Annotated in this window: 22 protein-coding genes and 1 pseudogene; 10 read left to right on the forward strand and 13 right to left on the reverse strand. The window is 40.8% G+C overall.

All coding sequences use genetic code 11. The features are described from left to right. The first annotated feature begins 461 nt into the window (after positions 1-461). The 5 genes from KO537_RS16800 to KO537_RS16820 all read left to right on the forward strand — a co-directional run bounded on the left by KO537_RS16800 (position 462) and on the right by KO537_RS16820 (position 5,606). Positions 462-950 carry a TIR domain-containing protein gene (locus KO537_RS16800; RefSeq protein ID WP_219235033.1) on the forward strand — a complete coding sequence of 163 codons (489 nt, stop codon included), beginning with the start codon at positions 462-464 and terminating at the stop codon, positions 948-950. Further along, entirely contained in the window at positions 944-1,612 is a 669-nt protein-coding gene (locus KO537_RS16805; protein ID WP_219235035.1) for a hypothetical protein, read from the forward strand. Before KO537_RS16800 ends, KO537_RS16805 begins: the two co-directional genes overlap by 7 nt. Before the next feature lie 145 nt (positions 1,613-1,757). Beyond that, entirely contained in the window at positions 1,758-3,776 is a 2,019-nt protein-coding gene (locus KO537_RS16810; RefSeq protein ID WP_219235037.1) for a hypothetical protein, read from the forward strand. A 41-nt stretch (positions 3,777-3,817) separates the two neighbouring features. Further along, positions 3,818-4,987, forward strand: a complete 1,170-nt coding sequence (locus tag KO537_RS16815) for a nucleoside triphosphate pyrophosphohydrolase family protein (RefSeq protein WP_219235041.1) — start codon at positions 3,818-3,820, stop codon at positions 4,985-4,987. Continuing rightward, a complete protein-coding gene (locus tag KO537_RS16820) occupies positions 4,977-5,606 on the forward strand; it encodes a uracil-DNA glycosylase (RefSeq protein WP_219235043.1) in 630 nt (209 codons plus the stop codon). Before KO537_RS16815 ends, KO537_RS16820 begins: the two co-directional genes overlap by 11 nt. Positions 5,607-6,489: 883 nt before the next feature. Here KO537_RS16820 and KO537_RS16830 read toward each other — a convergent pair. From KO537_RS16830 to KO537_RS16845, 4 genes are all read right to left on the reverse strand, one after another. Next, on the reverse strand, positions 6,490-6,726 hold the full coding sequence (locus KO537_RS16830; protein ID WP_219235045.1) for a hypothetical protein: 237 nt from the start codon (positions 6,724-6,726) through the stop codon (positions 6,490-6,492). A 208-nt stretch (positions 6,727-6,934) separates the two neighbouring features. Next, complete coding sequence (locus KO537_RS16835; RefSeq protein ID WP_219235047.1) at positions 6,935-7,612, reverse strand: hypothetical protein; 678 nt, start codon at positions 7,610-7,612, stop codon at positions 6,935-6,937. A 344-nt stretch (positions 7,613-7,956) separates the two neighbouring features. After that, positions 7,957-8,259, reverse strand: coding sequence for a hypothetical protein (locus KO537_RS16840; RefSeq protein WP_219235048.1), 303 nt, complete (start codon positions 8,257-8,259; stop codon positions 7,957-7,959). Positions 8,260-8,507: 248 nt separating this feature from the next. Beyond that, on the reverse strand, positions 8,508-8,819 hold the full coding sequence (locus KO537_RS16845; protein WP_219235050.1) for a helix-turn-helix transcriptional regulator: 312 nt from the start codon (positions 8,817-8,819) through the stop codon (positions 8,508-8,510). A gap of 220 nt (positions 8,820-9,039) precedes the next feature. Between KO537_RS16845 and KO537_RS16850 the strand changes: the two genes are divergently transcribed. Further along, positions 9,040-9,561: a hypothetical protein gene (locus tag KO537_RS16850; RefSeq protein ID WP_219235052.1), complete on the forward strand. Its 522-nt coding sequence runs from the start codon at positions 9,040-9,042 to the stop codon at positions 9,559-9,561. Beyond that, the gene (locus KO537_RS16855) at positions 9,558-10,976 is read left to right on the forward strand and encodes a DEAD/DEAH box helicase family protein (protein WP_251071139.1); all 1,419 of its coding nucleotides are present in this window, start codon (positions 9,558-9,560) and stop codon (positions 10,974-10,976) included. Before KO537_RS16850 ends, KO537_RS16855 begins: the two co-directional genes overlap by 4 nt. On the opposite strand, the gene KO537_RS16860 is transcribed toward KO537_RS16855, so the two are convergent. From KO537_RS16860 to KO537_RS16875, 4 genes are all read right to left on the reverse strand, one after another. Continuing rightward, positions 10,958-11,980: a TniB family NTP-binding protein gene (locus tag KO537_RS16860; RefSeq protein WP_219235056.1), complete on the reverse strand. Its 1,023-nt coding sequence runs from the start codon at positions 11,978-11,980 to the stop codon at positions 10,958-10,960. The two genes, KO537_RS16855 and KO537_RS16860, sit on opposite strands and share 19 nt — an antisense overlap. Further along, positions 11,977-13,830, reverse strand: a complete 1,854-nt coding sequence (locus KO537_RS16865) for a Mu transposase C-terminal domain-containing protein (protein ID WP_219235058.1) — start codon at positions 13,828-13,830, stop codon at positions 11,977-11,979. The genes KO537_RS16860 and KO537_RS16865 overlap by 4 nt, the downstream gene beginning before the upstream one ends. Then, complete coding sequence (locus tag KO537_RS16870; RefSeq protein ID WP_247651559.1) at positions 13,827-14,375, reverse strand: TnsA endonuclease N-terminal domain-containing protein; 549 nt, start codon at positions 14,373-14,375, stop codon at positions 13,827-13,829. The genes KO537_RS16865 and KO537_RS16870 overlap by 4 nt, the downstream gene beginning before the upstream one ends. A 318-nt stretch (positions 14,376-14,693) precedes the next feature. Beyond that, entirely contained in the window at positions 14,694-15,440 is a 747-nt protein-coding gene (locus tag KO537_RS16875; RefSeq protein ID WP_107949945.1) for a class I SAM-dependent methyltransferase, read from the reverse strand. A gap of 266 nt (positions 15,441-15,706) precedes the next feature. Here KO537_RS16875 and KO537_RS16880 point away from each other — a divergent pair, with 266 nt between their 5' ends. Both KO537_RS16880 and rlmJ read left to right on the forward strand, forming a co-directional pair. Next, on the forward strand, positions 15,707-17,971 hold the full coding sequence (locus KO537_RS16880) for a bifunctional diguanylate cyclase/phosphodiesterase (protein ID WP_219235060.1): 2,265 nt from the start codon (positions 15,707-15,709) through the stop codon (positions 17,969-17,971). A 93-nt stretch (positions 17,972-18,064) separates the two neighbouring features. Beyond that, complete coding sequence (gene rlmJ / locus KO537_RS16885) at positions 18,065-18,910, forward strand: 23S rRNA (adenine(2030)-N(6))-methyltransferase RlmJ (RefSeq protein ID WP_173497834.1); 846 nt, start codon at positions 18,065-18,067, stop codon at positions 18,908-18,910. A gap of 69 nt (positions 18,911-18,979) precedes the next feature. Here the strand turns inward: rlmJ and KO537_RS16890 are convergent, their stop codons facing one another. The 3 genes from KO537_RS16890 to KO537_RS16900 are packed head-to-tail and all read right to left on the reverse strand — an operon-like array spanning position 18,980 to position 21,388. Continuing rightward, positions 18,980-19,735, reverse strand: coding sequence for a lytic transglycosylase domain-containing protein (locus tag KO537_RS16890; protein WP_219235062.1), 756 nt, complete (start codon positions 19,733-19,735; stop codon positions 18,980-18,982). Continuing rightward, positions 19,735-20,772: a DUF3137 domain-containing protein gene (locus KO537_RS16895; protein ID WP_219235064.1), complete on the reverse strand. Its 1,038-nt coding sequence runs from the start codon at positions 20,770-20,772 to the stop codon at positions 19,735-19,737. Before KO537_RS16895 ends, KO537_RS16890 begins: the two co-directional genes overlap by 1 nt. Before the next feature lie 49 nt (positions 20,773-20,821). Beyond that, positions 20,822-21,388, reverse strand: coding sequence for a LemA family protein (locus KO537_RS16900; protein WP_219235066.1), 567 nt, complete (start codon positions 21,386-21,388; stop codon positions 20,822-20,824). A 559-nt stretch (positions 21,389-21,947) separates the two neighbouring features. Between KO537_RS16900 and KO537_RS16905 the strand changes: the two are divergent. After that, a pseudogene (locus KO537_RS16905) lies at positions 21,948-23,568 on the forward strand (AbgT family transporter). A 56-nt stretch (positions 23,569-23,624) separates the two neighbouring features. Here KO537_RS16905 and KO537_RS16910 read toward each other — a convergent pair. Both KO537_RS16910 and KO537_RS16915 read right to left on the reverse strand, forming a co-directional pair. Continuing rightward, positions 23,625-23,948, reverse strand: a complete 324-nt coding sequence (locus tag KO537_RS16910; RefSeq protein ID WP_219235070.1) for a hypothetical protein — start codon at positions 23,946-23,948, stop codon at positions 23,625-23,627. Between the two features lie 37 nt (positions 23,949-23,985). Continuing rightward, entirely contained in the window at positions 23,986-24,249 is a 264-nt protein-coding gene (locus KO537_RS16915; RefSeq protein WP_168826198.1) for a hypothetical protein, read from the reverse strand. Between the last annotated feature and the right edge of the window lie 42 nt (positions 24,250-24,291).

The following is a 24,291-nucleotide window of genomic DNA, read 5'->3' on the forward strand; positions in this document are numbered from 1 at the left end:
GATTAGGCCAAGGATAGGGTAACCCTAATACGCATGGGTGTTTCACATTTACAGGCACAGCGGTACGGATTTCATTAGGGGCAGCACATTCAGATGAATGAATGCATGCATAGCCCGTATATATGGCAGTACAACCGCTTTTAGCGGAAATTAGTCGCATCAATAACAATGGCAGGAGTAAAGCAGTTGAACAGAAAACTAAGGCCAAAAAGCCTTCGGTGAGCAGATTATTGCCTTGACTCACCGGGAGCGTCCATATATGGCCCCTTATTTTTAGAAATAACAGATTTGAGCGACAAAAAAGACATTCTGAAAATTGTCTGGTAATCTGGATTAAAGTCAATTTTTACCCAAAAATAGACGTTAGAAATTCAGTGATTTTGATCCTTTAGATTCAAATAAGGGTTGGGTCCCCCCCAAGAATGGAACTAAAATTAATAGCATTACAAGGAGCGACATTAATGTCAGGTAAACTTAGGAATGTATTTATAAGTCATCATCATAAAGATGATGCTAGTGTAGATGGTTTGACCAGTATTTTAGCAGGTAAAAATTACACAATAAGAAACAGTTCAATTAGGGCTAAACCTGAAAATCAAAAACGTTTAGATCAAAATAAAGTTAGCGATAATACCATTAAAAGACTTTTACGAATGAAAATGAGTTGGGCTAGTAAGGTAATCGTAGTTATCGGTAAAGAAACCCATTTAAGACCCTGGGTGAATTGGGAAATAAAAGAAGCTCATCGGCTTGGTAAACCAATAATCGGCGTATTCGAGAATGGTCTTAAAGATCAAGTAGATCTTCCTGAAAATTTAAAAAAATATGCATCATCTAGAGTTGGTTGGCGTTCAGAGTCCATAATTGATGCGCTTGAAGGGGAAAGCCAGTTTGAAAACCCTGATGGAACAATTTCACCAAAAATAGATGGGCAAAATATAGTATGTTGATAAATCCAAATTCAACTTTGTTCGCATATGTAATCACAAGAGACTTTGGATTTGCGCCAAATCCGTTTTACGGAATTTGCACACTAGCTACTTGTAAACCCAAAATAAGAAAAGGAGCAAAAATTGGCGATTGGATACTGGGTGTAGGTGGACGTGATTTAGGTACAGATATCCAAGGAAAATGTATCTTACTTATGAAAGTTTCAGAAAAAATGAGTTTCGAAGAATACTGGAATGAACCTCGATTTTCGCTAAAAAAACCTTGTAGAAATGGCAGTCCATTAAAAATGCTTGGAGACAATATATATCATAGAGATGGTGTTGGTAATTGGATTCAAGAGGACTCTCATCACAGTAATTCTGATGGAACTACAAATAATGATAACTTAAAAAGAGATACGGGTGATTGTGACCAAGTATTAGTTTCAAATAACTTCTTTTATTTTGGTAATAATCCCATTTCGGTGGATTTAGGTTCCATAAATTATAAGCCAGGAATAGGTCATAAAAAAATCCCATTTTCTAGTTCAGCAAGTGCTAAAAAACTCGTAGAGATGGTTTATTCTAAAAATAAATGCAACCTAAATTGTGTTATGTCAGATCCTTGTCAATTTATGGTTTCCCACCAAAGGGTAAATCAAAGCACAGGTGTAATATATTAACAAGAAAAAATTAAGCACATGATTTAATTGATATTTAATGTTTAACATTGGCGCTTACAAGGTGTTCGTTATTATAGAACAGGACCGACTCTAATTTGAGAGGAAACATACTTATGGACAAAAATATTTCTGAGGTGATGCTTTAATGGAGCATTTTTATAGCCCACCTTTAGCTGTCAATTTTATATGGAATCCATCAGATTCTGATTTAGCGATGCCTGTCCTAAAGGTTATTAGAGAAAGTCTAACTAGAGATAGGGATAAACCTTTTTCTCGAAGCTTAAATATCCCATTTTTTCAATACAGTTCATCAAATGGTAATGAAACGCCAAGTAAGTATCCCCAGAAACTTGCTGATAAAACAATTATTTTTGTGTTTACAAGTTTGAATACTGTAGGTAATAGCAATTGGAGTGATTATATTGAAGGTATTCCCTTAGATGATTCTGTATCTATTGTACCGATAGCCTTGGACCAATATGGGTTGAATCACGCTGGAACTCTTTATGGCTTGAATTGTATCCGCGCATATGACTGGCCAAGCGAGAATAAAAGCCTATTTGCGACTGTTTATCTGGCGCATGAAATTTACAGACATGGCTGTGTACAGAATAATTTCAATAATGCTGGAAGCGACCTATCTATTAAATTATTTTTAAGCCACTCAAAGCGAGGGGATACAGGATTATCTAATTCATTAAAAGTAAAGGAATTTATTGACACCACGAATATGAAGCGTTTTTTTGATGCCACAGAAATTGCTCCCGGTTTCTTATTTTCTGAAGAAATTGAAAAACATATTCCAAACTCTACACTCATTGCATTTGAAAGTGATTCTTATTCATCACGCTATTGGTGTCAAAGGGAGATACTTTGTGCAAAAGAGAATAATAGACCAGTAGTTGTCGTAAACTGTCTAGATACTTTCGAAGATAGAATATTTCCTGCAGCTTCAAATGTTCCATGTGTTCGTATTTCAACGTCTAAAGAACTAGGTGAAAGGGATGTACTTCGCATCTTGTCCACAGCGATTATTGAAACCATACGGTTCGATTTGGCATTAAAGTCATTGCAAAAATATAAGGAAGAAGGATGGCTATTATCGGATTGTCATTTATTCGCGCGACCACCCGAAATACGACAGATTTTGAAACTAAGTGAAACAAGCTCAAAAACGGTTTACTACCCTGACCCTCCTATTTTTGCTGAAGAAGCAGATTGGCATTCTTTGTTAGGAGTTAGGGCATGTACACCTCTTTGGGATCCATCTGATCATGATATTCTAACTAGAGTTAAGGTTGGAATATCAATATCAGATAGAAATGAGAATGATTTTTCAGAAACCCATAGTCATCCAGACCAGTTGATTTTATTGGCACAAGAGCTAGCAAGACACATGCTTGCAAGGTCTGCAACATTGATATATGGCGGAGATTTACGACAAAATGGGTTTACAGAATTCATCCTAGATGAAGCGACTATATTAAAAGAAAGGCTAAAAGATACAGATATTCATATAGAAAATCATCTCGCTTGGCCTTTATATTTGTCAGATAAAAACATAATTGCTTGGAGAGCAAAATATCGTCAAATAATGTCTACTGTCCAACATGCTATTCCAACTGATGTTAGTGTAGGAATATCTAACACTGTTTTTTTACCTTCAAATTCACCAGAAAATTCTTATATCTGGTCACGCTGTCTGACTAGTATGCGAGAAAAATTAATAGATACATCAACGATTATAATTTGTGCCGGAGGGAAGGCATCTGGCTATAAAGGGAAAATGCCGGGGGTTTTAGAAGAAATAATAATTTCACTATTTAACAAAAAACCAATTTTTCTCTTTGGTGGTTTTGATGGAATTGTAGGCGATGTATGTAACGCTATACTAAATAAAGAGACGCCGGATACTTTAACTGAAGATTGGCAAACATCCAATAATTCTGGCTACTCAGCCTTGCAAAAACTTGCAAAATATCACAATCATAATTGTGACTATCAAGAAGTAATTACTTTTATTCACAACATTTGTTTGTCAGATTTAGCATCAAACGCTGGACTTAGCGAATCAGAGTATAGACGTTTGATGGTGACACCATTTGTTGACGAATGTGTTTACTCGTTATTAAAAGGCTTAAAGCAATTAAACGAAAATACTTAGCTGTTTAGCCAATATTATTAAGAACTACAAGGAGTTTGGGAATGGAAACCTATTCAAAAAAAAGCATAGAAAATGTAGGCGGGTCATTACCACTTGCTGAATACGAGGCCGCTATCGAGAAAACAGATATGTTTTTGAGTGACGATATTACTCCTGTTCTCCTAGGCCTTTTTGGTGAAGTCGGCAGTATAATGGCAGCCACAAAAAAATATCGAAGGGAGGAAAAAGCATACACCGGTTACAAAGAATCTGTTGAGGAAGAATTTGGTGATGCACTTTGGTACTTTACCGCAATCTGTAGACGATTTGATTTACGGATATCTGACATTTTTGAAGCTGCATTTAATAATAATGATCTAAAAACAATTTCAGCTAATGACAGTGAGGATGCACCTATATCTCAAATTATAACATCTGAAAAAATCAATGACCTTGATGAAACTTTCATCGCGTTGGGGTGTGCAACAGCTAAATTACTTAAAGTGAATAAAAATACAGATCAGAACTTTGATTGTCTTGTTGAGTTTGCTCGAATTTATATTCAATCATTACAGTCTATAGGACTTTCATTCGCAAAAGTTGCGAGAGAAAACATAAAAAAAGCGGTAGGCCGTTTTGAAAAACCAATTGCATCTACATTACCTGATTTTGACGCAGAATTCCGTGAGGAAGAACAACTTCCTAGAAATTTTGAAATAGAAATAACTCAAAGAGATAGCGGTCAAAGTTACTTAAGATGGAACGGTGTTTTTCTTGGTTCTCCTTTGACCGATAATATACGAGATCCAGATGGTTATCGGTTCCACGATGTATTTCATTTGGCACATGCTGCGATTTTGCACTGGTCACCTACTTTCCGAGCCCTAATTAAACATAAGAGAAAAAGCGATCCAATTTTTGACGAGGCTCAAGACGGCGGTAGAGCGATTGTTGTTGAAGAAGGGCTTACCGCTTGGCTATATTCATACGCAAAGGACCTAGATTATTTTGAAGGACATAACAGTGTTTCTTTTGATGTTCTCAAAATAATTAAAAAATTTGTTAATGGTTATGAAGTTCATGAATGTCCATTAAATCTGTGGGAAGATGCCATATTGCAAGGATATGAGGTGTTTAGACAAGTCAAAAAGTATAATGGCGGTATAATTATAGGAGATAGAGAACAACGAACTCTTAGATACAGAAAAATTGGAGAACAATATGAAAGCTGAAATTTTCATCAAAGAATTGAGTGGATTAAAATTTGACAATACTTTCAATCCCTACTCCGATCGCTGCGAGGTTTATGATAACTCCAATGCACCGGTACATCGTCGAGATGTATTAAAAAAAATGTTAGTAGCGGCGAGCAAAGTTGAAGTCGATTCTATTTGGATTGGCAGAGATTTAGGGCACCGGGGGGGGAGAAGAACTGGACTAGCACTAACTGATGATGTCAATTTTGCAAATCATTTGAGTAGATGGTCTTTAGGCAGTGATCAAATTACGAAAGGAGAAGCAGTGCCAGAACGAACAGCTGCGGTAATATGGAGCGTTCTCGAAAAAATCACATTGCCTATTTTCCTATGGAATGTTTTCCCACTTCATCCTTATGAGCCAGGTTCCCCCTTTAGTAATCGTGCCCATAATTCTAAAGAACGAAAAGCAGGTGAAGAGTTGTTAGAAGCTCTCATAGCTTATTTACAACCTAAGAAACTAATTGCAATAGGGAATGATGCTGAGCGTGCTGCTTTGAAATTTTCAAGTAAATGCAGCGTTTATAAAGTTAGGCATCCTAGTTATGGAGGACAAAATATATTTCTTAAACAAATGAGCTCGCTTTATCCCTAAGATTAAATATTTACGGGATCAGATACATTGATTTTATAATGTCTGTTATTAGCACTTTGCAAATCGAGATTCCGAGCGTCAGCGAAAGAGTCTTCTTCCCACAGTCTGGTAAACAAACATCATAATGCATGCCAGTCTTTAGTCGTTGCCAAAACTAAATAGGATCAGAAGTAAGGTTACTTTTAATTCAAATTGGCTGAAGAAGTAAGTGTAAAAATAGTTAATCGGTTCAGGGTCGGTACCTGTCTCTTGATCAGATCTTATAGCACCTTACCAGCAGCCAACATTTTTTTTAGCTAACCGATAAGCCAGACACTTGCGCGCGCAATATGTCCCAGCCTTCCCAAATCGTTGACCAGCTCGCTACGCCAGTGCGTTTGGTGTCCATAAAACCACCTAACTTAGCTAGTGATGTATAAGCCCAATGCCAAATTTAACAACGCAAGATCTCTGACATTATGTTCAATTTCTAACCTAGTTCTGATCCGCCATATGTCTTCAAGTTTAAAAGGACGTTATTGACCGATATGCTTAGTGTCTTGTTGAGTAACCATGTGAACCTCTTTATTCAAGAAAGATTACTGGTTAAGTGTAAAGCGATTAAGATTGGGATGTTGGATAAAATGCAGATTAGCTTTATGAATTTTGCATGAGAAAATGTAGGTCAAATGTACTCATTATTGCGAACGTGAAATATCAGTTCTAACGAGGAATGGGGCAAAAGCACGTTAACTCAAGGTTAGCTCAAATAGACAGTTTTATGGCGAGAATCAGACTTGCCTAGACTGACTCACATACATACTTTAAAACTTTATTCATCCTCAAATCGCAATAACACCGAAAAAATTGCGACGACAAAAAGAGCACGAATAGTTGCGCTTTATTAAGCCTTGTACTTGACAGAACCACTGACTTTAAAAGCATGCATACACCGTCTTCCTGAGGTTTCAGCACCATGACAGGTAATATTTTTTTCTATTTTTTCTTTCTTGCCGCTTATCGCTTCACGTAAAATATTACCCATTGAAAAACCTCCACCTTCACATGATGGATTGGTGCAATTAATGTATTCGCCGCCGGGGCGCTCTAGTGTGAGATGATGTGTCACCTGTTCCTTCATCCAGATTAGGCTCTCTAACTCTGTAACTCTGTAACATGAATAGACATCTCCTGAATTTCAGGATATGCGTCCTTGAAATCACTTTTTGAGCCGAAAACGAAGTTTGTTTCGTTAAAAATATCAGAAGGCTTCTTCGACATACGCATTCTCCTATATGGCTTAACATTTAATACGCATTTAGCTCATGAGGCGATTAAAACGCGCACTATTAATTCTCTTTTTGCATCGCCTGTATTGCGGGGTTATACATTAGGGCACGCTCAACACTATCATGCCGAATAACCAAGGTCTCATTACCAAGCCAAAAGGCACAATGAGTTGGACTACAGATGATCTGCTTCACACGTATGGGGGTTGGAAGCAACTTTGAATGAAGCATTGCATACGCCCCAAGCTTATCGTTGAACACTCCTATTTCTTTAACGGCCTGTTCTTTGCCAATTTTTCCAGATAAAACAGTAGCTAACACAAGAGAAAGCACCAATAAAAAGATACCAACACTATATCCATAAATGATTGTGCTCTTATCTACGAGATTGTGCATAGCTTCTGAAGGGCGATTTTTTAGTTTTAACGAAGCTAATCGGGCAAGAATAATGGATTGCCAATGTTTAACCTTTGGATAAGAAGAGAGTATTGCTGTAACAATCACCGTAAAAACCAATGTGCAAACAGCTATTATCGCGTACAGCATTGGCTTGAAACTAAATATCATCAAAGCAAGGAATCCAGACACTAGAGATTTATCTGATGCGAGTGGGAACTGTGAATCATCAAGGCCAAACACCGCGAGATAACTTTGATGATACGTAATTCCCATAAAATACAACGCTGCAGAAATGACTGGCAATACGGTAAACAGCGTTTGTAGACGAGACTCATTCATAATGCGATTTCACTTGAAATTTTAGAGTTAGTTTATTGATAACACTATAAAATATTGCAAGCAAGTGAATCTAGCCTACATTCTCTTTTGAAGATAGTAGCGCGGTAATCATTTTGTAATGCAAATTTACCAGCGGCCTCTATAAGAGGAACTTTGCATTAAGAAGAAGGAAAATAGGCGTATGCACCACATAGAATGAGTTATAACAGTAGAGTAGCGAAACAGAAACAACTAATAAAAACTCAAGAGCAATGTAAATATCCGTGTCTGAAGCACAAACTAGAAAGATCTAAACATGCAACAGTGATGAACTGATATTGATGAGCACATATGTAGACTGAAAATTATGTCGTTCTAGTCAATGAAAAGCCATGTCTAATCCCATTAAGACACTTCTTTTCGGTATGTTTTTCATTACCAGATAGTGAGGCCAAAACAATGCCTAACTCATTAGCCAAATCACACAACTCAATATCCTTCTGAGGAATAGCACTTAAAACAGCCTTGAGCTTAGTCATGAACAATTCAATATCAATCCGATTTGATTCTGAGGCTCTTTCAAGCAAGTAAGCTTCGAGAACAGCTGGGTCCTTGAATGCAGCGGCTTTAACTGCTGAAAATGGAATGCCTTTAACTTTATTTTTCACAATTAACCACCTTGGGAGTACTTACTATCTTTCTATGTGGGAAAACTTAAAGCGACATCAGCTCAACTAAGAACTTTCGACTGAGATATGGTATTTTCCTTTGCCTATTTGCTACTTAACAGCATAGAAGCACGGTTAGTGCGGCAGCCCTACGCAACTTCGATAACCTCCCACGAATAACAGAAGGACGATGAGCTATCTTCAGAAACGGACCGATTCAAATCTAGCTAAAAAGCACCACAAATATTTTATGACTTTGTGATTTGTTCTATCAAATTGGACTTTTCTTCTTCTGTCATTTTTTCAAGTAAACATAGCAATTTAGCCGTGCTTTCCGACTCACAAAAAAAGTAAGCGACTGGCACATCTAATTCATCAGCGATAGCCTTTAAAGTCTGGTAGTCAGGTGTATGCTTGCCTTTTTCGTACTGATTCATACGCGCACTCGCAGTGCCCACTTCCATACCTAGCTGGATACCCAGCTGTTTTTGACTAATCCCCTTAGCAGTGCGAGCTTGTTTGAGCCTGAGAGGTAATGGATTGGTGATTTTATCAGCCACAGCTTCAACATGATTTGTCCTTTGATAACTCAGATTGTCTTAGTTTTTTCACATAAGGTATACTAAGGAATCCTTAGCTTTTTAGGGCTTGTTGTCAAGATTTAATCTGAGCTAAGTAATATCAAGTTACCTATCAATGAAGACTCTGTTGATTTAAGCGTAACCAAATGTCATGGAGTGGCTCGTTAAGCATTGAAATTAAAAACTATTGGTAAAAACCGTGGCTATAAAATTAATCCGTATAAATGAAATTTTGTTTAGTATTATCATTGCCGTAGAGCTTGAAAAATTCACTATTACTCAGATAAAAAACTTAATAATAGAGGCAAATTCTTCAGTATCGCCAAAAGATATAGATCAACTGGTGCGTCGTGCTTGTGCAAAGCTGGTCAATGTTGGATTTTTGGAGAAAAGAAACCAGGGGAATAAGCACGTTTATTATAAAACAGCACTGTTCGATAAATCACAGCTAGTACCCAGCAACACGCGGATCAAAACAATAGTAACCACATCTTCAAACTCACAAGAACTGACGCGACTTAAGGCTACACTCAACCAATATCAAGTTGATTTACTTGGATACATTGGGGAAGCTGAAGAGTTTAAACGTCTCATTGAAGATATCCCCAATTCGAAACCCAGGCTTTATCCGAGATACATGAATGCTCGTAATCAAAGTTCAACCTTGATGGGGAAGATTAAAGCTGTAGAGTCATGCCTTAACGACCTCAAAGGCCTATGACTGTGAAGTTAAGACAATGGCAAAGCCAATGCGTTGATGCGGCATTGGCACGATATCAAACTCAAAGTCACTTTATGTGTTTAGCCACGCCAGGTGCGGGCAAAACAATAATGGCAGCTGAACTAGCATCAAGACTAATCGATGCTGGTAAAATTGATTTTGTGCTGTGCTTCTCTCCATCATCAGAGGTGAATGACAGCATTCGCTCAACCTTTTCAAAGCGTCTGAACAAGCGATTTGACGGGCTAATGGGGGCCATTGGTAGTGTCTATACTTATCAGTTCATGCCCTCCTTAACTGAGGCGTTTTGGCAGCTATTACGAACGCATAAAGTGTTTGTGATCATGGATGAAGTTCATCATCTAAAGGGCAATCTTCTTAGTAATGCCAATGCGTGGGGAGAAGAGGTACTACTAAATATTCAATATCATGCGGCATATACGTTAGCGCTTTCTGGTACACCTTGGCGCTCAGACAAGGCCCCTATTGTGCTTTCACGATTCACTGAACCAGATAATACAATCCACTGTGATTTTAGCTATGGATTAAAACAGGCAATTGCGGATAACGTCTGTCGTCAGCCTAATATCGTTTTAATTGATAACAACAAAATCAAACTAGAACTTGATCAAGAGATTGAGACATTTGCATCTATAGCTGAGCTCTTGTTAGGCCCAAGATACAGTTATCAAGCGTTAATAAATCATCATCAAATAATGCATTATATGTTGAATCAAAGCGTTAAAAAATTAGCTGAAACACGCCTGAGTAACCCGAATGCCGGCGGTTTAGTTGTCGCGGCATCAATTAAGCATGCTAAACGATTACTCCAAATACTTGTCTCTGACCTTAAGCAAAGTGCGTGTATCGTGACGTCTAACTCAAAGCATCCTTCCTGTATTATTGATGGATTTCGACAAAGTCACACCCAGTGGATTGTTAGTGTGGGGATGATTTCTGAAGGTACTGATATCCCTCGGCTGCAAGTATGTTGTCATTTGAGCCGAATAAAAACTGAAATGCATTACCGACAAGTGCTAGGTCGAATATTAAGGGTTAATTCAAATGAGGCTCAACAAGCTTGGTTATTCACGTTAGCAGAATCAAGCCTGACAGAGTTTGCTTATAGAATTGACCAAGATTTACCAGAGCAATCTGTGGTTATCGAGCAGACTGGCTCACAGGATTTAGACCTAGAGTTACCGCAATTAACATCGAGTGAGGCTACGCAAGGGAATATAGGTAATGAGTTACATGTAGATCTGTCAGATTTTTCATTATCCAATACTAATGGGCATGCTAGCGCTTCACATAAGTCAGCCATTGACGAAGAGAACTCTTACAATTTGGCATTGCTAGGTTCATATAAAGAGCAAATCGTCAGAATGTTTGATAATTATTTACTCAGTAGCTGAGCCAAGGTTTGTGGTTTAGAAAATACTCTAGCAATCAGCATGTCTTCTGCTGACATTGCATTGGAGTTATACCTAGAATGCCCAAAAACTTCAGAAATCAGAATCTCCTCTATTGGTTGAGTAAATGGATTATTTGAGACTGTCTCTGATGTTCTATTGAAAAGTGTTGTATAAGCATCAGCAAAATGTTGATTTTCTAGCATGTTAGCATCTGCGAGCAGCGCATTCTTCAATGATTCTAAAAGAAGGTGTTTTAGAATCCTATTTTCACCTCTACAGGCTGCAAACAAGGGAATTGCCACATACTTATCTTCCAGCTTGGGAGGCTCCGCAAACGGCATGTACTTAGCTAAACCCATCAGATATTGGCGGTAATACTTGCTGTCTTTTTGAAGACTAAAATATTCAAGCTTTCTTCTTCTCACTAAGCGAGATGACCACTGTGGTTCTTCTGCAATTTGTTCGGCCCAAGGCATACCGACTAACACAATAGGAACTCTGGCTTCTTCACTTATATACTTGAACGCATTTGCAATCAGCTGTCTCTCTTGAACTGTTTTGAACTCGATTAATTCTTGAAACTCATTAATGATAAGCAGCTCAACTTTGGCTTTAACCAAGTTATCAACCAGTTTTTTCCTCAAGTCTGTGGCATAGCCATGCTTCTTTCTTTGATGGCTTCCAAACAGTTCAAGATCCATCAACATCTGAGTTAGTGTTGCATCTAATCCTTTGCCACTAGATATACGGCTAACTAGAACTGGTATAGATTCACGTCCGTATTTCTGGCTAGCTAATACTTGTTTTTTATAGTGGTTAATTAGATGGCTTTTGCCTACTCCGGTATCTCCAGTTAAGAGCATACATTGCTGATCTGATTGAAAAGTTCGATTAAACCTTAGTTCATCAAAATCATTGAAAATGGTTATCAACTGAGGATGCATGACAATACAGTCGCTAAATTTACCCAGTTGTTCAATTTGAGTAGGACTTAATGTCTTCATTCAAAAGCCTCTAAATCGTCGTCCCAGTTTTCGAAAATATGGATTTGTTTAGCTGCTGATTTATTAGGTAAAAGTAAGCTCTGATCATCACTTTTCATTTTTATCGTATTTTGGCCTGTGCTACTCACATCAGCCAACTGAGCCTGTTTCTTAACCGCTGTAATTTTTGCTTTGGTTTTGGATGCTATAAATGCTTCTTGCTCTTGTTTAACTCGAGCATGAATAGCCATACGCGCTTTAGCTAATCCCAAATCATCCTTCCCTTCCCGAATAATCTCACGATTAATTTTCTTAATCACTTTATGCTCATGAAGGCTCAAACCGTGGGTATAATCACTATTATCAGTACAGGGGACTCTAAGATAACCGCCTAATTCCTCGAGGTAAACATGGATACTAGATAGATCATCAGGGTCGACTTTAATGATTTTTTTGATGGTTTCTTTGGTTTGTGGGTAATGCTTTCTGTAATCGGCCAAAGCAGTAGAGTCATACATTAACTCTTCAAATTTGAAACCATTTCTGGTTAATGTTCGCTCATCTGAAATACCCATCAGCACAGTAAACCGTTGTTCGTCCTCTGCGCTCATCTTTAGTGGCGGGAAAATATCAAAGCCGCGTTGCCACTGTTTTATGGGAATTCGCGTTTCACGTGAGTCTGAATCTTGATGATAAATATCAACAATCCAACGATGGAATTCTTCGACAAATGTGGAGAAACGCATAATGGCATCTTTTTCAGGTTTAAAATCTTCTTTTGCTAGGATGTTGGGGAAGGTTTTGCCTGGTATCTCAGTTAAAAAACACTCGTTAATCATCCCGAAAAAACGTTCTACAAATGGCTTTAACCAAGGTTTGCGAACTGGATTATATTGAATGTTAATTCCCGCCTCTTTACATGCATGCTCTAAGCTTTTAGACCAAAACTCTGCTCCATTATCCACAACTAGGGTTTCAAATTTGCCAAAGCAAGGCCACTCATTTTTAAGCTCGATTCCAAGGCCTTTAAATGATTTGGGTTTTATTGCATGTACTATTGCTTTTGCGGCTGAAACATATGAAGGAGCTCGATAACTTAAGTGAAATCCCAAAACGCAACCGCTGAAAACATCAACAACTAAAGTTAAATAAGGTCTGCCAATTGGGATAGATAATTCATCGTCAATCAGGATTAGATCTAGTGGAGTGTGATCAATTTCTACCCGTTCTAATATTCGCGTTGGGGGAATATGGGATGAGCAATATGCAAACCATTGATCTGCTCTAAATTTACCGTGCCGCGCCACTGCAACAGGATAAGGAGGTAATGACTTTATTCTTTGGTTAAAGCTTTTATAAGAAATGATAGGAATTTTTCCATCAACAATGCTCTCATTTTCAATTGTGATGGCATCTTTATAGTACTGATATGCTGTAGATACTTTAGGCCTTTTAGCATCTAAAAAACGAGTTAGGGCTTGCTCAAAAAATGCTTCATCCCCCTTAACTCGACTCGTTCTATTACCCATTTTGTGTCGCTTAACGACTAATGCTGCAAGGTCACCATCACTTTCAATGTAGCTTTTACGCCAACGGACTAACGTTCGCCAGTTAGGCCGCTTGTCCGTGGTGGTAATAAAAAGAGCATCAAGAATTGGGTCTAGATTTTTTTGAGTCCATCCACCAGTGATTGTTTTTTCGATGAAGGCAATGAGCTGGTATTTATCGAGCGCTTTGTTTTTTAAAAAGTCAGGAAAGGTATCTAAGTCTCTTTTGACTAATACTGTATCCTCTAACTTTACATATTGAATGGGGGTGTCGGGCTTCTTGACTAATTCAAACTCACTGAACTCATCCTCGAAGTCCATCATTCAATACACCATACTGCAGGATTGCAACTAAGATCATCTTGGCTTAAGTTCGCCTTAAGCAATCCTTTATGCATAAGGGAATACAAGTGTGAACGGGTTTCCCCTAATGCTAATGATTGCTTTACAGCTACATCGTTAACATTAATTTTCCCCGCTTTTTTTATAAGATTGAGCAGTTCAACTTGAATGTCGCTCAAGCCGTAAACTCCCGAATATCGATGCAAAATTTTAAGGTTATTTAGAATAGGATTTACGCGGATTTGTCGTTCTGTTATCAAGATAAGATCTGCTCCCAAAGACTGAGCAGCCGCCTTCTTTGCTAGAAATTTAGCCCTAAAGATTGGATCGAATGTTTTACTATAAGGTTTGTATTCGTGGAACTTTGCCGTCCCATCAATAAAGTGAACTATCGTATCAGGTGTATAGGGCAATCTTTTGCCCTCAAAATCGTAATAAAACCCTTCAGGCTGACTACCAAACTCCTCTATACAATCATTGTATTCATGATGAAAGCACGCATCAAACTCCAGTGTACTTTCACACATTATCGTTTCGCTAACTTTTGCGCTAGCGAATTTAAATACGTTTTTGTTCGGTGATGGTTTACGTAAGCTTCTTATATACATAAGTATAATTCGAACGAATAGTGTACATTTAGTTTACTGGCATGCAGTTTTTTGTCAATCTATGGGTTATTAATTGTTCAACATACTAATATTAAAGAAAATAGCTTTTGTAACATGATTACAAAAGCCATTTTTATGTCATTGAATGAGTTAAATTTGTCATACTATTGGTACATTATGTCAATGTATGGGTTCAGCGACAATGGTCATCATATTTAATGAGTGTCTTACTTAACCCTATTTCATCGCGGCTTTTACATAGACATCGAAACGGTTTTTCTTGGTTTCAATAACCGTATTAGGCTTAACCCCGTCCAAATCTTCGGCATAGTCTGGGCGCTTAACAACGACACGTTTAGTTGCTAAGGCTAAAGCGGGGGCGAGTAAGCCATCGGCATCTAAATCGGCACCGACTAAGGATTGGAATACACGCATTTCTTTTTTAACAAGGGCCGATTTATCACGGTGGGGGTACATAGGATCGAGGTAAACCACATCCACCTCTTGTGCCAATTTCGATAGTGCTTCTAGGCTAGATCCATGAAACAGGCGCATCCGCTCACGCATCCAATCGCCAATTTCAGCATCTTGATAGGCGCGGCGCAGGCCGTCTTCAAGCAATGCCGCAACCACAGGATGACGTTCAACCATAGTTACAGTGCAACCAAGGCTTGCGAGCACAAACGCATCGCGCCCTAAACCCGCAGTGCCATCAACCACACTCGGTGTTACCCCTTGCTTTAATCCCACCGCTTTAGCGATAGATTGGCCGCGACCACCACCAAACTTACGTCTATGGGCGACGGCACCAGTCACAAAGTCCACCACTATGCCATCGAGCTTAGGCTCATCGCGTTTATGCAGTGATAACGTATCTGATTCAAAACGTAATTCGAAGGTCGCATTCGCATCGTAGACGAGTTGCCAACGTGCACAAATATCCACAAGTGTTGGGTATTGCTGATTGAAAAAAATCGGGGTCACAGGCTGTCTTCTAACCAACGAAAATGATGGCCATTATGCCTAAAAATCTCGTTTATGAATATGCTAGTAAGCAAAACACATCGCTAAGCTCATCACTGTCTTAGCCAATTTGTCTCAGTACGCCCTTAATAATTCAAACAAGCATCACACTGTAATGTACTGATTTATAAAGGCAGCAATCTATTTGTATAACAGTTTAGTGATTTATGTTATATGTTACGTCCCCAGCCAACCTGCGTGACTTCCGTACGGGATAAGGACTTTTTTTGCTTCAATGGCTAAAAGGTTTTTTGTTTATCAGGGAGCAAGATTTTTTAAATCCTGACAAAACGATATTAAAAACCAGCTTATTGCGGATTATTCTGCTTAGTGGCGCCATCTTGACCACTAGCATAGTGCTGCATAGCTCTTTAATTGCGTATGAGTTAAACCTCACTTTCATTATCAGCATTACGGTCAGTTTTTTAACCGTACTATTCCTGTCTTTATGGTTTACGCGCAAATATTTACTCGTCAGCTCTATCAGCCTGCTGGCGATGGTTATTGCAGCCTGTTTATCTATGCTGTTGTTTATCCCTGACTTCAACTTATCGCAGGTAGGTATTACTTTCTTATATACCTTGCCCTTGATGGCGCTTTTCCTGTTTGGCAGAAAAGTCGCTTTTATTATGATGTGTTTCAACGTATTGCCTTTTTTACTGCTACTGCGTAACCAAAACCTGCCTCCCATTATCGATATTGATATCAGCCTACCTGCGACCCACGCTTATCTAAACGGTTTGCTGTTTATGTTTTTTAATATCTGTATCCCGTTGTCGGCGATGCGTCTGCTAAAAACCCAGAAAATCCATGCGCAGCAAATGATCCAGCATCAAAATGCACTGCAACATACATTAGACCAATATGCTGAAATCTTTGAAAATAATGGTACAGCCTCTTTCTTCTGCAATGAGGATGGAGTCATTCTCAACCTGAATAATGCCGCGAGGGAAATCGCTGGAGAAGTCACACTAAACCGCACTCGCCTATGTGACATTTTTGAACTTACCGAAGATACCAGCACGAATTTACTGGCGGCCTCGTTTCCGACCCATTTAAAGAACAATAACAGCACTAAATATCTGCTGCAAAAAGCCTCATTACAGCACCATGATACTTTGTTATTTCACTGCCACGATGTCACAGAACAGGCGAACCATGCGATTGAGCTGAGTCGACTTAAAAAACACCACATCAGCACGCATTTCTATGATTTAGTGACGGGATTACCCAACGAAAATCACTGGTATAACCCAGCGCCAAGCTTGATCCATCAGGAAATGACCGTAGCCTTAATCAAAATTGATAATCTTAGCCAAATTAATGCTGCTTTCGGTATCAACGTCGGAGATGCCATCCTAAAAGCCTTTGCTATTGAACTCAAAAATCGCTTTGGTCATATCGCAAAAATATACCGATTTAGAGGAGCATCGTTTGCACTCGAGTTTACTAGCCTGCCGCTTATCTCCCCTGAAAACCTAGCGCTACAATTACGCGAGCGTATTCCAACAAACCTACAACTTAAGCAAGAACAACAGACTGAATATCATCTCGAGTGCAGAGTCGGTTGCAGCTCTGGTAATAAAGCCTCACCGCAGCAAGCCGCGGAGCAATGTTTAATTGCCATAAAACAAACCACCCAAGCTAGCCCAGTGATAGTGTATTACATTGGTTTGATTAACAATCTGCTCGAAGCTTCATCGCAAAAAGCCAGAATCCGTGACGCGCTGAAACACAACCGCCTTGAAATGTGGCTGCAACCTAAAGTGATGGCCAATGGCCACATTACTAGCTTTGAAGCGCTAGCCAGAATGTTTGACGAAGACGGCACTATGATCATGCCGAACACTTTTATCCCCATCATAGAGTCATCTCAATTGCAGGCGATTTTTGCGATAAAAGTTTTCAGGCAATTACTACAACTGATCCGTTCTTGGCCTAAAAATGTGCCTCTGGTTAGGATTGCCTTTAATTTATCTGGGCAAGATATTCTGTCGGATCGCTTCTTTAAAGTGTTGATCCAAACCTATATGAATCATCCTGAACTCATCCCATTGTTGGAAATTGAAATTACTGAAACCTCTGTATTTTCAACCCATAAAGAAACAGGCCGACGCCTAAACACCTTAGCTCGCATGGGGGTTTCTATCGCTATTGACGATTTTGGCACTGGCCATGCATCATTAAGCCAGCTCATTGATATCAGTGCCGACACGATTAAAATCGACCGTTACTTTGTCAGTCAAATGGGCATTAGTGAACGCCATACCCAAATTGTTAACGCCGCCATCCTGTTAGCCAAGAGCTTAAAACTCAACGTCATTGCCGAAGGTATCGAAACCGAAGCCCAGTTATTGCAACTCACTGCGCTAGGATGCGAACAATTTCAAGGTTATTTATTCGGTAAACCCGCACCTGCGAATCTCTGGCTGAAAACCTTTCAAATGCAAACCCCCACACATTGGTTTGCCAATAAAAAGAGCGCCAACTGAGGCATTAAATTTACGCCTAGAACCATCGCAGGTATAATTGCCGACTGGCATTTGCCTCTCTTTGCTATGTTTGCAAATTACTAGGATTACCCCATGTTAAGTTACCGCCATGGTTATCACGCTGGCAATTATGCCGATGTGTTGAAACACGCCATCTTGCTACAAACCTTGCAGCTGATGCACAAAAAAGACAAACCACTCGTGTATATCGATACCCACGCAGGTGCGGGTGGTTATGCTTTAAGCGATGAATTTGCACAGAAAACAGGTGAATACCTCGAAGGTGTAGCTAAGCTTTGGGATAAAACTGACTTACCACAATCGCTGCAGGACTATGTCGCCGCCGTGCGCCATTTTAATGAAGAAAATCCAGACGAACTCAACTTCTACCCAGGTTCACCCGCCATTATCGACATGGAGCTAGGGCCTAAAGATCGCATGGTCTTGCACGAGCTGCACAGCACTGATTACGTGTTATTGGATGATTATTTCTGCGAAGACAGACAAGTTAAAGTGATCAAAGGTGATGGCCTAAAAGGCCTTATCGCCGCAGTACCACCATTAGAGCGTCGTGCTCTGGTGCTAGTCGATCCTAGCTACGAGATGAAAACCGACTACCAAGATGTGGCCGAAACCCTGATAAAAGCACACAAACGTTTTGCGACGGGTGTGTTTATCCTGTGGTATCCAGTCGTAAATCGCGCTCAGACCGAAGGTATGTTATCGCGCCTCGCCAACAGTGGCATTAAACGTCAGCTGAGAATTGAACAAGCCATTAAGCCCGATTCAGATGAATTTGGCATGACTGCGGCAGGATTATGGATCATCAATCCACCTTGGCAGTTAGACGAAATCGCAACTGAATTAATGGATTACTTGGGTAAAACACTTGGACAAGTGGACGGTAACATTACTGTAAAATGGGAAGTCGGCGAGTAACCTTCGACTCAAATGGCGGCGATGATCTCCGGATTTTCGCCACTTCATTTCAGCTTATCAATGCGGTAACTAAACGTCCTTCTGCTCGCGGTAACGCTTCAATAAAATTTTCACACGCTCAACATAGGCTTGGGTTTCAGGATAAGGCGGAATGCCATTGTACTGAACCACGGTCGTCGGCCCCGCATTGTAAGCCGCGCAGGCCAATGCGATATCACCATTGAACTGTTTTAGCATTTGTGCCAAATACTTACTGCCACCTAAGATATTCTCTTCGGGTAAAAATGCATTTGCCACACCCATTTCTTTTGCTGTTTCTGGCATCAATTGCATTAATCCCATGGCGCCAGTTCGCGAAAGTGCACGCGCATTAAAGGCTGATTCCGCGTGGATCACAGCGCGGATTAAGGCGGGATCAAGTTGATGCTTATGGGCTGCATGGGAGATCAGGGCATCATAATTAGCGGTAAATAGCCGAATACCATTCCAGTCTATGGTCGAATCGGGACGACAGGCAAAACAGTCATATAACAAAATTTGATACTGGTTATTTGCGGGGGCTTTGTCGGTAAATACGGTGACACCATTAGCTTGTTGGTATTGATAAACCTTGAGTTTTTCTAGACCTTCACTACTCACTATGCCGCTCTGTGAGTACCGCGCCACAATACGCGGCTTAGCTTTTTCGCGCGCCTCCTCAGCATTTGCATTTATCATCAAACTCGAAATCAATAATAAGCACAGGCCTAACACCTCAAATCTGCAGGGCAATGAAAAGGCTGCAAAAGTCAGTGTACGAGCAAGCGCTAAGCGAGTAAGCAACATCAAAGTCCCGTGTACTGATTAAGTTTAAGTACTTCAATAATAGCAAAGAGTTGCTTCATTTCTCGGTTTATCTGACTAAATTCTACTGAAAAGGTTGCGCCATGAAAAATGGACTGCATTTGAAAATGCGTTCTGCGATTCGGCAGGAACAAAGTCAATTTATTGCGGAAAAATGCACATTGAATATTGCCATCGAAATGTTTGGCAAGCTCCTGTAAGCGCTCCATAAATGCCGTATTGAGCAAATAGCGTGACTCGATTTGATCCGTTGAAAACACGTCGAACTCTTTTTCAAATTGCGGATCTTCAAGTTTGACTCGTACCAGTCCTGCATGGCTGTCGGACAGGAAATTGGCTAAACCACCGCGATCCCTCAGCACCACAGTATGACCCATAAACGCTTTATGGCTACTCAGCTCAACCACTAAGCCACGAAACTGGGTTTCCGTGCGGGTCACAGTTCTGCGGCTATTCGTACCGACATCCAGCTCTTCGACTTGCACATTCTTGGTCAGGGTAAGCTCATTAACCGCCAACTCAACGCCCTTATAGCAGCCTTGTATATAGTCACCGAAGCTGACTTTGTCGTATCGCGGTAATACTTTAGCCGCAACGAGTCGATTCATGTCGAGGCGCATTTCGCGGCTATAAATAAAATCATCGCCGAAATATTTAAACATCAGCGGATAAATATCATTTTGAACCAAATGCTTAAACTCACGAGTCGGAGCAAAGCTCCACCAGCATAATCCGACTAAGGCAAGCAATGGCAAAGACGGGAAATAAGCGCCACCGCTGTAGTAGCCAATAACGGTGAGCAAGCTCAGCCCAAGCACTATCATCAAACTCAAATACAAACGTTTACGCGCCGCCTTAAGGCAAGCCACACGCTTAGTTTCATATTTGCGACTGATGGGCGCGATATATTCTTCGTAATAGGCTTCGAGTTGAGGTAGTTCGTCCAAATCCGCAGACAAACCAACAGGCCCCCGATAAGTCCGAATCGGGCTACCTAAAATAAAAGTGATGATATTCATATTGATGTCATAGTATTGCAGGGTAATAACTCACCCTGCACTGCTAAGCTTACAAGTATTCGGCCGCATCTACGGGCGCTTTTGCCGCTTCGCTTACCTCATAGAATGGCATCACTTTAATACTCGCCATAGAAGCGATAATCGAGCCGGGGAAGATTTCTACCGCAGTATTAAGCTCGGAAACTGCCGAGTTGTAAAAACGCCTCGCAGCTGAGATATGTGCTTCGACCTCGTTATAGGTCTGCATCGCCTGCAACATAGTGTTGTCGGACTTGAGCTCAGGATAGTTCTCCACATTCACCATCAAGGTACTCATTTTGTCGTTCAACCGCTCGGCCTGAACTAAATGCTCTTTAACGGCACTCGGATCGGCCTTGTTGTAATTATTGCTGAGCTGAGTGCGTAATTCGGTGATTTCAGTGAGCAGTGACTTTTCATGCTCCATAAATCGTTTAGCAATTTTTAGAATATTAGGCACAAGGTCGGCACGCTTGATCAGCTGTACATCGATACCCGACAAGGCTTCAAGCGCTGTATTGCGCTTTTTGACTAGGCTGACGTACCAAAGATAGGTCACGATAAAAATCAGCGTTAATCCCAATAACAATTTTTCCATCTTCCATCCTTAGGTTTCTTATTCTTGTTAATAGGATACAGCTAACCATAAATGAGTGAAAATTTCACCTGCAGGCTGATTAAGACAATGAAATTACTCGCTGGTCAGAGCTGGCGATGTTATCTAACGAGCAATCATCAACGAAACTGGCCATATTCAGCGATGAAAAGTGATCATCTGCATAAAAAACAGCATTTAACCTATAAATTTATCGATATTCAGCTCCGATACAGCAAACAACGTCTATAGTTATATGGCACAACATTAGAGCATCCAATTTTGCTCGTGAATACTGGACTCCTCGAGAGTCCATTTTTTTATCCTAATTTTAGCCCTCCTCGCCTCAACGCAGTCAATAGCAACATTTAAGTTTCAATTAAAACTTAACAATCATACTTTGCCGCTAATTTTTTAACTTTTACCTTAGCTTTCACTCCGAGTCTTGCACCTAGAGTTATCCCCTCAGCCACGTCATCCACAATCGGCCGTCGGCAATGTCTCGAGTCTGTTATAGGGTCCAAATATTGCGCTGCGTAAAGGTCGACATAAAGGAAGGACGATGAGTTTTAATTCCGGCGATATTCCCCCAAAAAAAGCTTCTGAACCCAATCCACAACCGGGCGATATCAGCTCTAGTGGTTGGTTTGTACGTTTTCTCAATATTGTTGAACGCTTAGGCAACCTGCTGCCCCATCCAATCACCTTATTCGCACTGTTCTGTGTTGCAATAGTCATTATTTCAGGTATTGCGGGCTACTTTGGGTTAACCGTGGTTGATCCTAGACCTATTGGCTCACACGGCCGCAGTGCCGACGGTTTAATCCATGTGGTGAGCCTGATGAACGCCGAAGGTTTGCGGATGATAGTCTCGCATCTGGTGACCAACTTTACCGGCTTTACACCGCTCGGCACCGTGCTCGTGGCGCTACTCGGTGTCGGGATTGCCGAACGCTCTGGCTTATTATCTGCGGCTATGCGTGCTTTAGTCATGGGCGCCTCTAAACGATTAGTCACTGTGACCATAGTATTTGCCGGCATAATGTCCAACACCGCTGCCGAGCTTGGCTATGTGGTACTTATCCCTATGGCGGCGATGATTTTCCACTCCCTTGGCCGCCATCCACTTGCAGGTTTAGCTGCCGCTTTTGCCGGGGTTTCAGGAGGTTATAGCGCTAACTTATTGCTTGGTACTGTCGATCCCTTGCTATCGGGCATTACCGAAGCTGCGGCGCGCATGATAGATCCTCAATACAATGTCGGCCCAGAAGTAAACTGGTACTTCATGTTTGTCTCCACCTTTGTGATCACTTTCCTTGGCGCCTTTGTCACAGAGAAAATCGTCGAACCTAAGTTAGGTCAATACCAAGATGATGATGCAGACGAAACCGTACTGCAATCGATGGAGAGCATCAGTGCTATTGAGAAACGCGGCTTAAAATGGGCTGGGTTATCTATGTTAGTGCTCGCGGTTATTTTAGCGATTTCAGTCGTACCAGAAGGCGCACCGCTGCGCCATCCTGAAACCGGTCTCATCTCAGGTTCGCCATTCCTCAAGGGCATAGTCGCCTTTATCTTTATCTGTTTTGCCATACCGGGCTTTATTTACGGCAAAGTCGTGGGCAGCATCAAAAATGATAAAGATGTTATCAATGCCATGTCCCACAGCATGAGCACTATGGGCATGTATATCGTCCTCGTCTTTTTCGCCGCACAGTTTGTCGCCTTCTTCAACTGGAGTAATTTAGGTGCAGTATTGGCGGTGTTAGGTGCCGATGCACTGCAATCCATTGGCTTGACGGGCCCGATCGTATTTTTATTCTTTATTATGCTCTGCGGCATTATCAACTTGATGCTTGGCAGCGCCTCGGCCCAGTGGGCAATTACCGCTCCTATTTTTGTGCCTATGCTGATGCTGGTTGGTTATGCGCCCGAAACGATTCAAGCGGCGTACCGTATTGGGGATTCGGTGACTAACTTAATCACACCTATGATGAGCTACTTTGGTTTGATCTTAGCGGTTGCCTGTCGTTACCAGAAAAACCTAGGGATAGGTACGCTGATCGCCACTATGCTGCCGTACTCGCTCGTGTTTTTCGTGTTGGACAGCGTTCTTCTTCCTGTGGGTATTTGGCTTTGGTCTGCCCGTTGGGCCAGGAGCCGCGACTTACTACACGCCTTAACCGCAATAAAAAGGGCGTCGATGATAAAGTCGACGCCCTTTCTTTATTCGATAGCTTTAGTCGTATAGCCATTCCATTAACAGACTGCAGATCATCAAAAAAATACCTAGATTAAACACATAGGTCTGTAGGGTAGATTTTAATGTCGTGTCCTCAGCTTGCGATACTATCTGGCTCACTGACATAAAAAATAATTGAGGGGCTAGCCCCATGCCCACAAATAACACTGCAGCACCGACACAGCGAGTTAACTCTGGTAGTACAAGCTCCTGCAAGTAAAATGCATAAACGCCATAGGCCAAAAATGCCAGCGCTATGCCATGGCATACCATTCCCACGATAAGTTGCTTAGTGGCAAGATTACCCCACGAAAACACCATGTCACTCCTACACTCAGCTTAACCAGAACTATTGATACTATTGGGCGCGAAGTTTATCTCGCTTACGATTAATCTGCACCCACACAAACCAACCAAATAAAATACCGCCAATGGGATAAATATAGAGCGCTCTTTGCAGTTCCGCCCAGAATGGATCGCCCGAGATAAAATAATGTATTAAGGCGACCACGAGGGACGTCAGCATACCCCAGAAAAATACGCCAAAGACCAAAATGACGTACATCTTACCCTTAGCAATGAGTGCATCTAGTTTTTGCAATTCCAACGCAGCATCATCCATGTTTCGTCCTCTTAACTGCCTCAGCGCAATATGCCAGAACTC

Origin of the sequence: Shewanella sp. NKUCC01_JLK (assembly GCF_019345615.1) — a bacterium.
GTDB lineage: Bacteria > Pseudomonadota > Gammaproteobacteria > Enterobacterales > Shewanellaceae > Shewanella > Shewanella oncorhynchi.

Excerpts from the sequence above, each read along its gene's own strand:
- KO537_RS16810 (WP_219235037.1), top strand. The coding sequence starts at position 1,758 with ATGGAGCATTTTTATAGCCCACCTTTAGCTGTCAATTTTATATGGAAT.
- KO537_RS16870 (WP_247651559.1), bottom strand. The coding sequence starts at position 14,375 with ATGTGTGAAAGTACACTGGAGTTTGATGCGTGCTTTCATCATGAATAC.
- KO537_RS16835 (WP_219235047.1), bottom strand. The coding sequence starts at position 7,612 with ATGAATGAGTCTCGTCTACAAACGCTGTTTACCGTATTGCCAGTCATT.
- KO537_RS16855 (WP_251071139.1), top strand. The coding sequence starts at position 9,558 with ATGACTGTGAAGTTAAGACAATGGCAAAGCCAATGCGTTGATGCGGCA.
- KO537_RS16805 (WP_219235035.1), top strand. The coding sequence starts at position 944 with ATGTTGATAAATCCAAATTCAACTTTGTTCGCATATGTAATCACAAGA.
- KO537_RS16820 (WP_219235043.1), top strand. The coding sequence starts at position 4,977 with ATGAAAGCTGAAATTTTCATCAAAGAATTGAGTGGATTAAAATTTGAC.
- KO537_RS16860 (WP_219235056.1), bottom strand. The coding sequence starts at position 11,980 with ATGAAGACATTAAGTCCTACTCAAATTGAACAACTGGGTAAATTTAGC.
- KO537_RS16830 (WP_219235045.1), bottom strand. The coding sequence starts at position 6,726 with ATGAAGGAACAGGTGACACATCATCTCACACTAGAGCGCCCCGGCGGC.
- KO537_RS16910 (WP_219235070.1), bottom strand. The coding sequence starts at position 23,948 with ATGGTGTTTTCGTGGGGTAATCTTGCCACTAAGCAACTTATCGTGGGA.
- KO537_RS16815 (WP_219235041.1), top strand. The coding sequence starts at position 3,818 with ATGGAAACCTATTCAAAAAAAAGCATAGAAAATGTAGGCGGGTCATTA.
- KO537_RS16915 (WP_168826198.1), bottom strand. The coding sequence starts at position 24,249 with ATGGATGATGCTGCGTTGGAATTGCAAAAACTAGATGCACTCATTGCT.
- rlmJ (WP_173497834.1), top strand. The coding sequence starts at position 18,065 with ATGTTAAGTTACCGCCATGGTTATCACGCTGGCAATTATGCCGATGTG.
- KO537_RS16865 (WP_219235058.1), bottom strand. The coding sequence starts at position 13,830 with ATGATGGACTTCGAGGATGAGTTCAGTGAGTTTGAATTAGTCAAGAAG.
- KO537_RS16900 (WP_219235066.1), bottom strand. The coding sequence starts at position 21,388 with ATGGAAAAATTGTTATTGGGATTAACGCTGATTTTTATCGTGACCTAT.
- KO537_RS16890 (WP_219235062.1), bottom strand. The coding sequence starts at position 19,735 with ATGTTGCTTACTCGCTTAGCGCTTGCTCGTACACTGACTTTTGCAGCC.
- KO537_RS16800 (WP_219235033.1), top strand. The coding sequence starts at position 462 with ATGTCAGGTAAACTTAGGAATGTATTTATAAGTCATCATCATAAAGAT.
- KO537_RS16895 (WP_219235064.1), bottom strand. The coding sequence starts at position 20,772 with ATGAATATCATCACTTTTATTTTAGGTAGCCCGATTCGGACTTATCGG.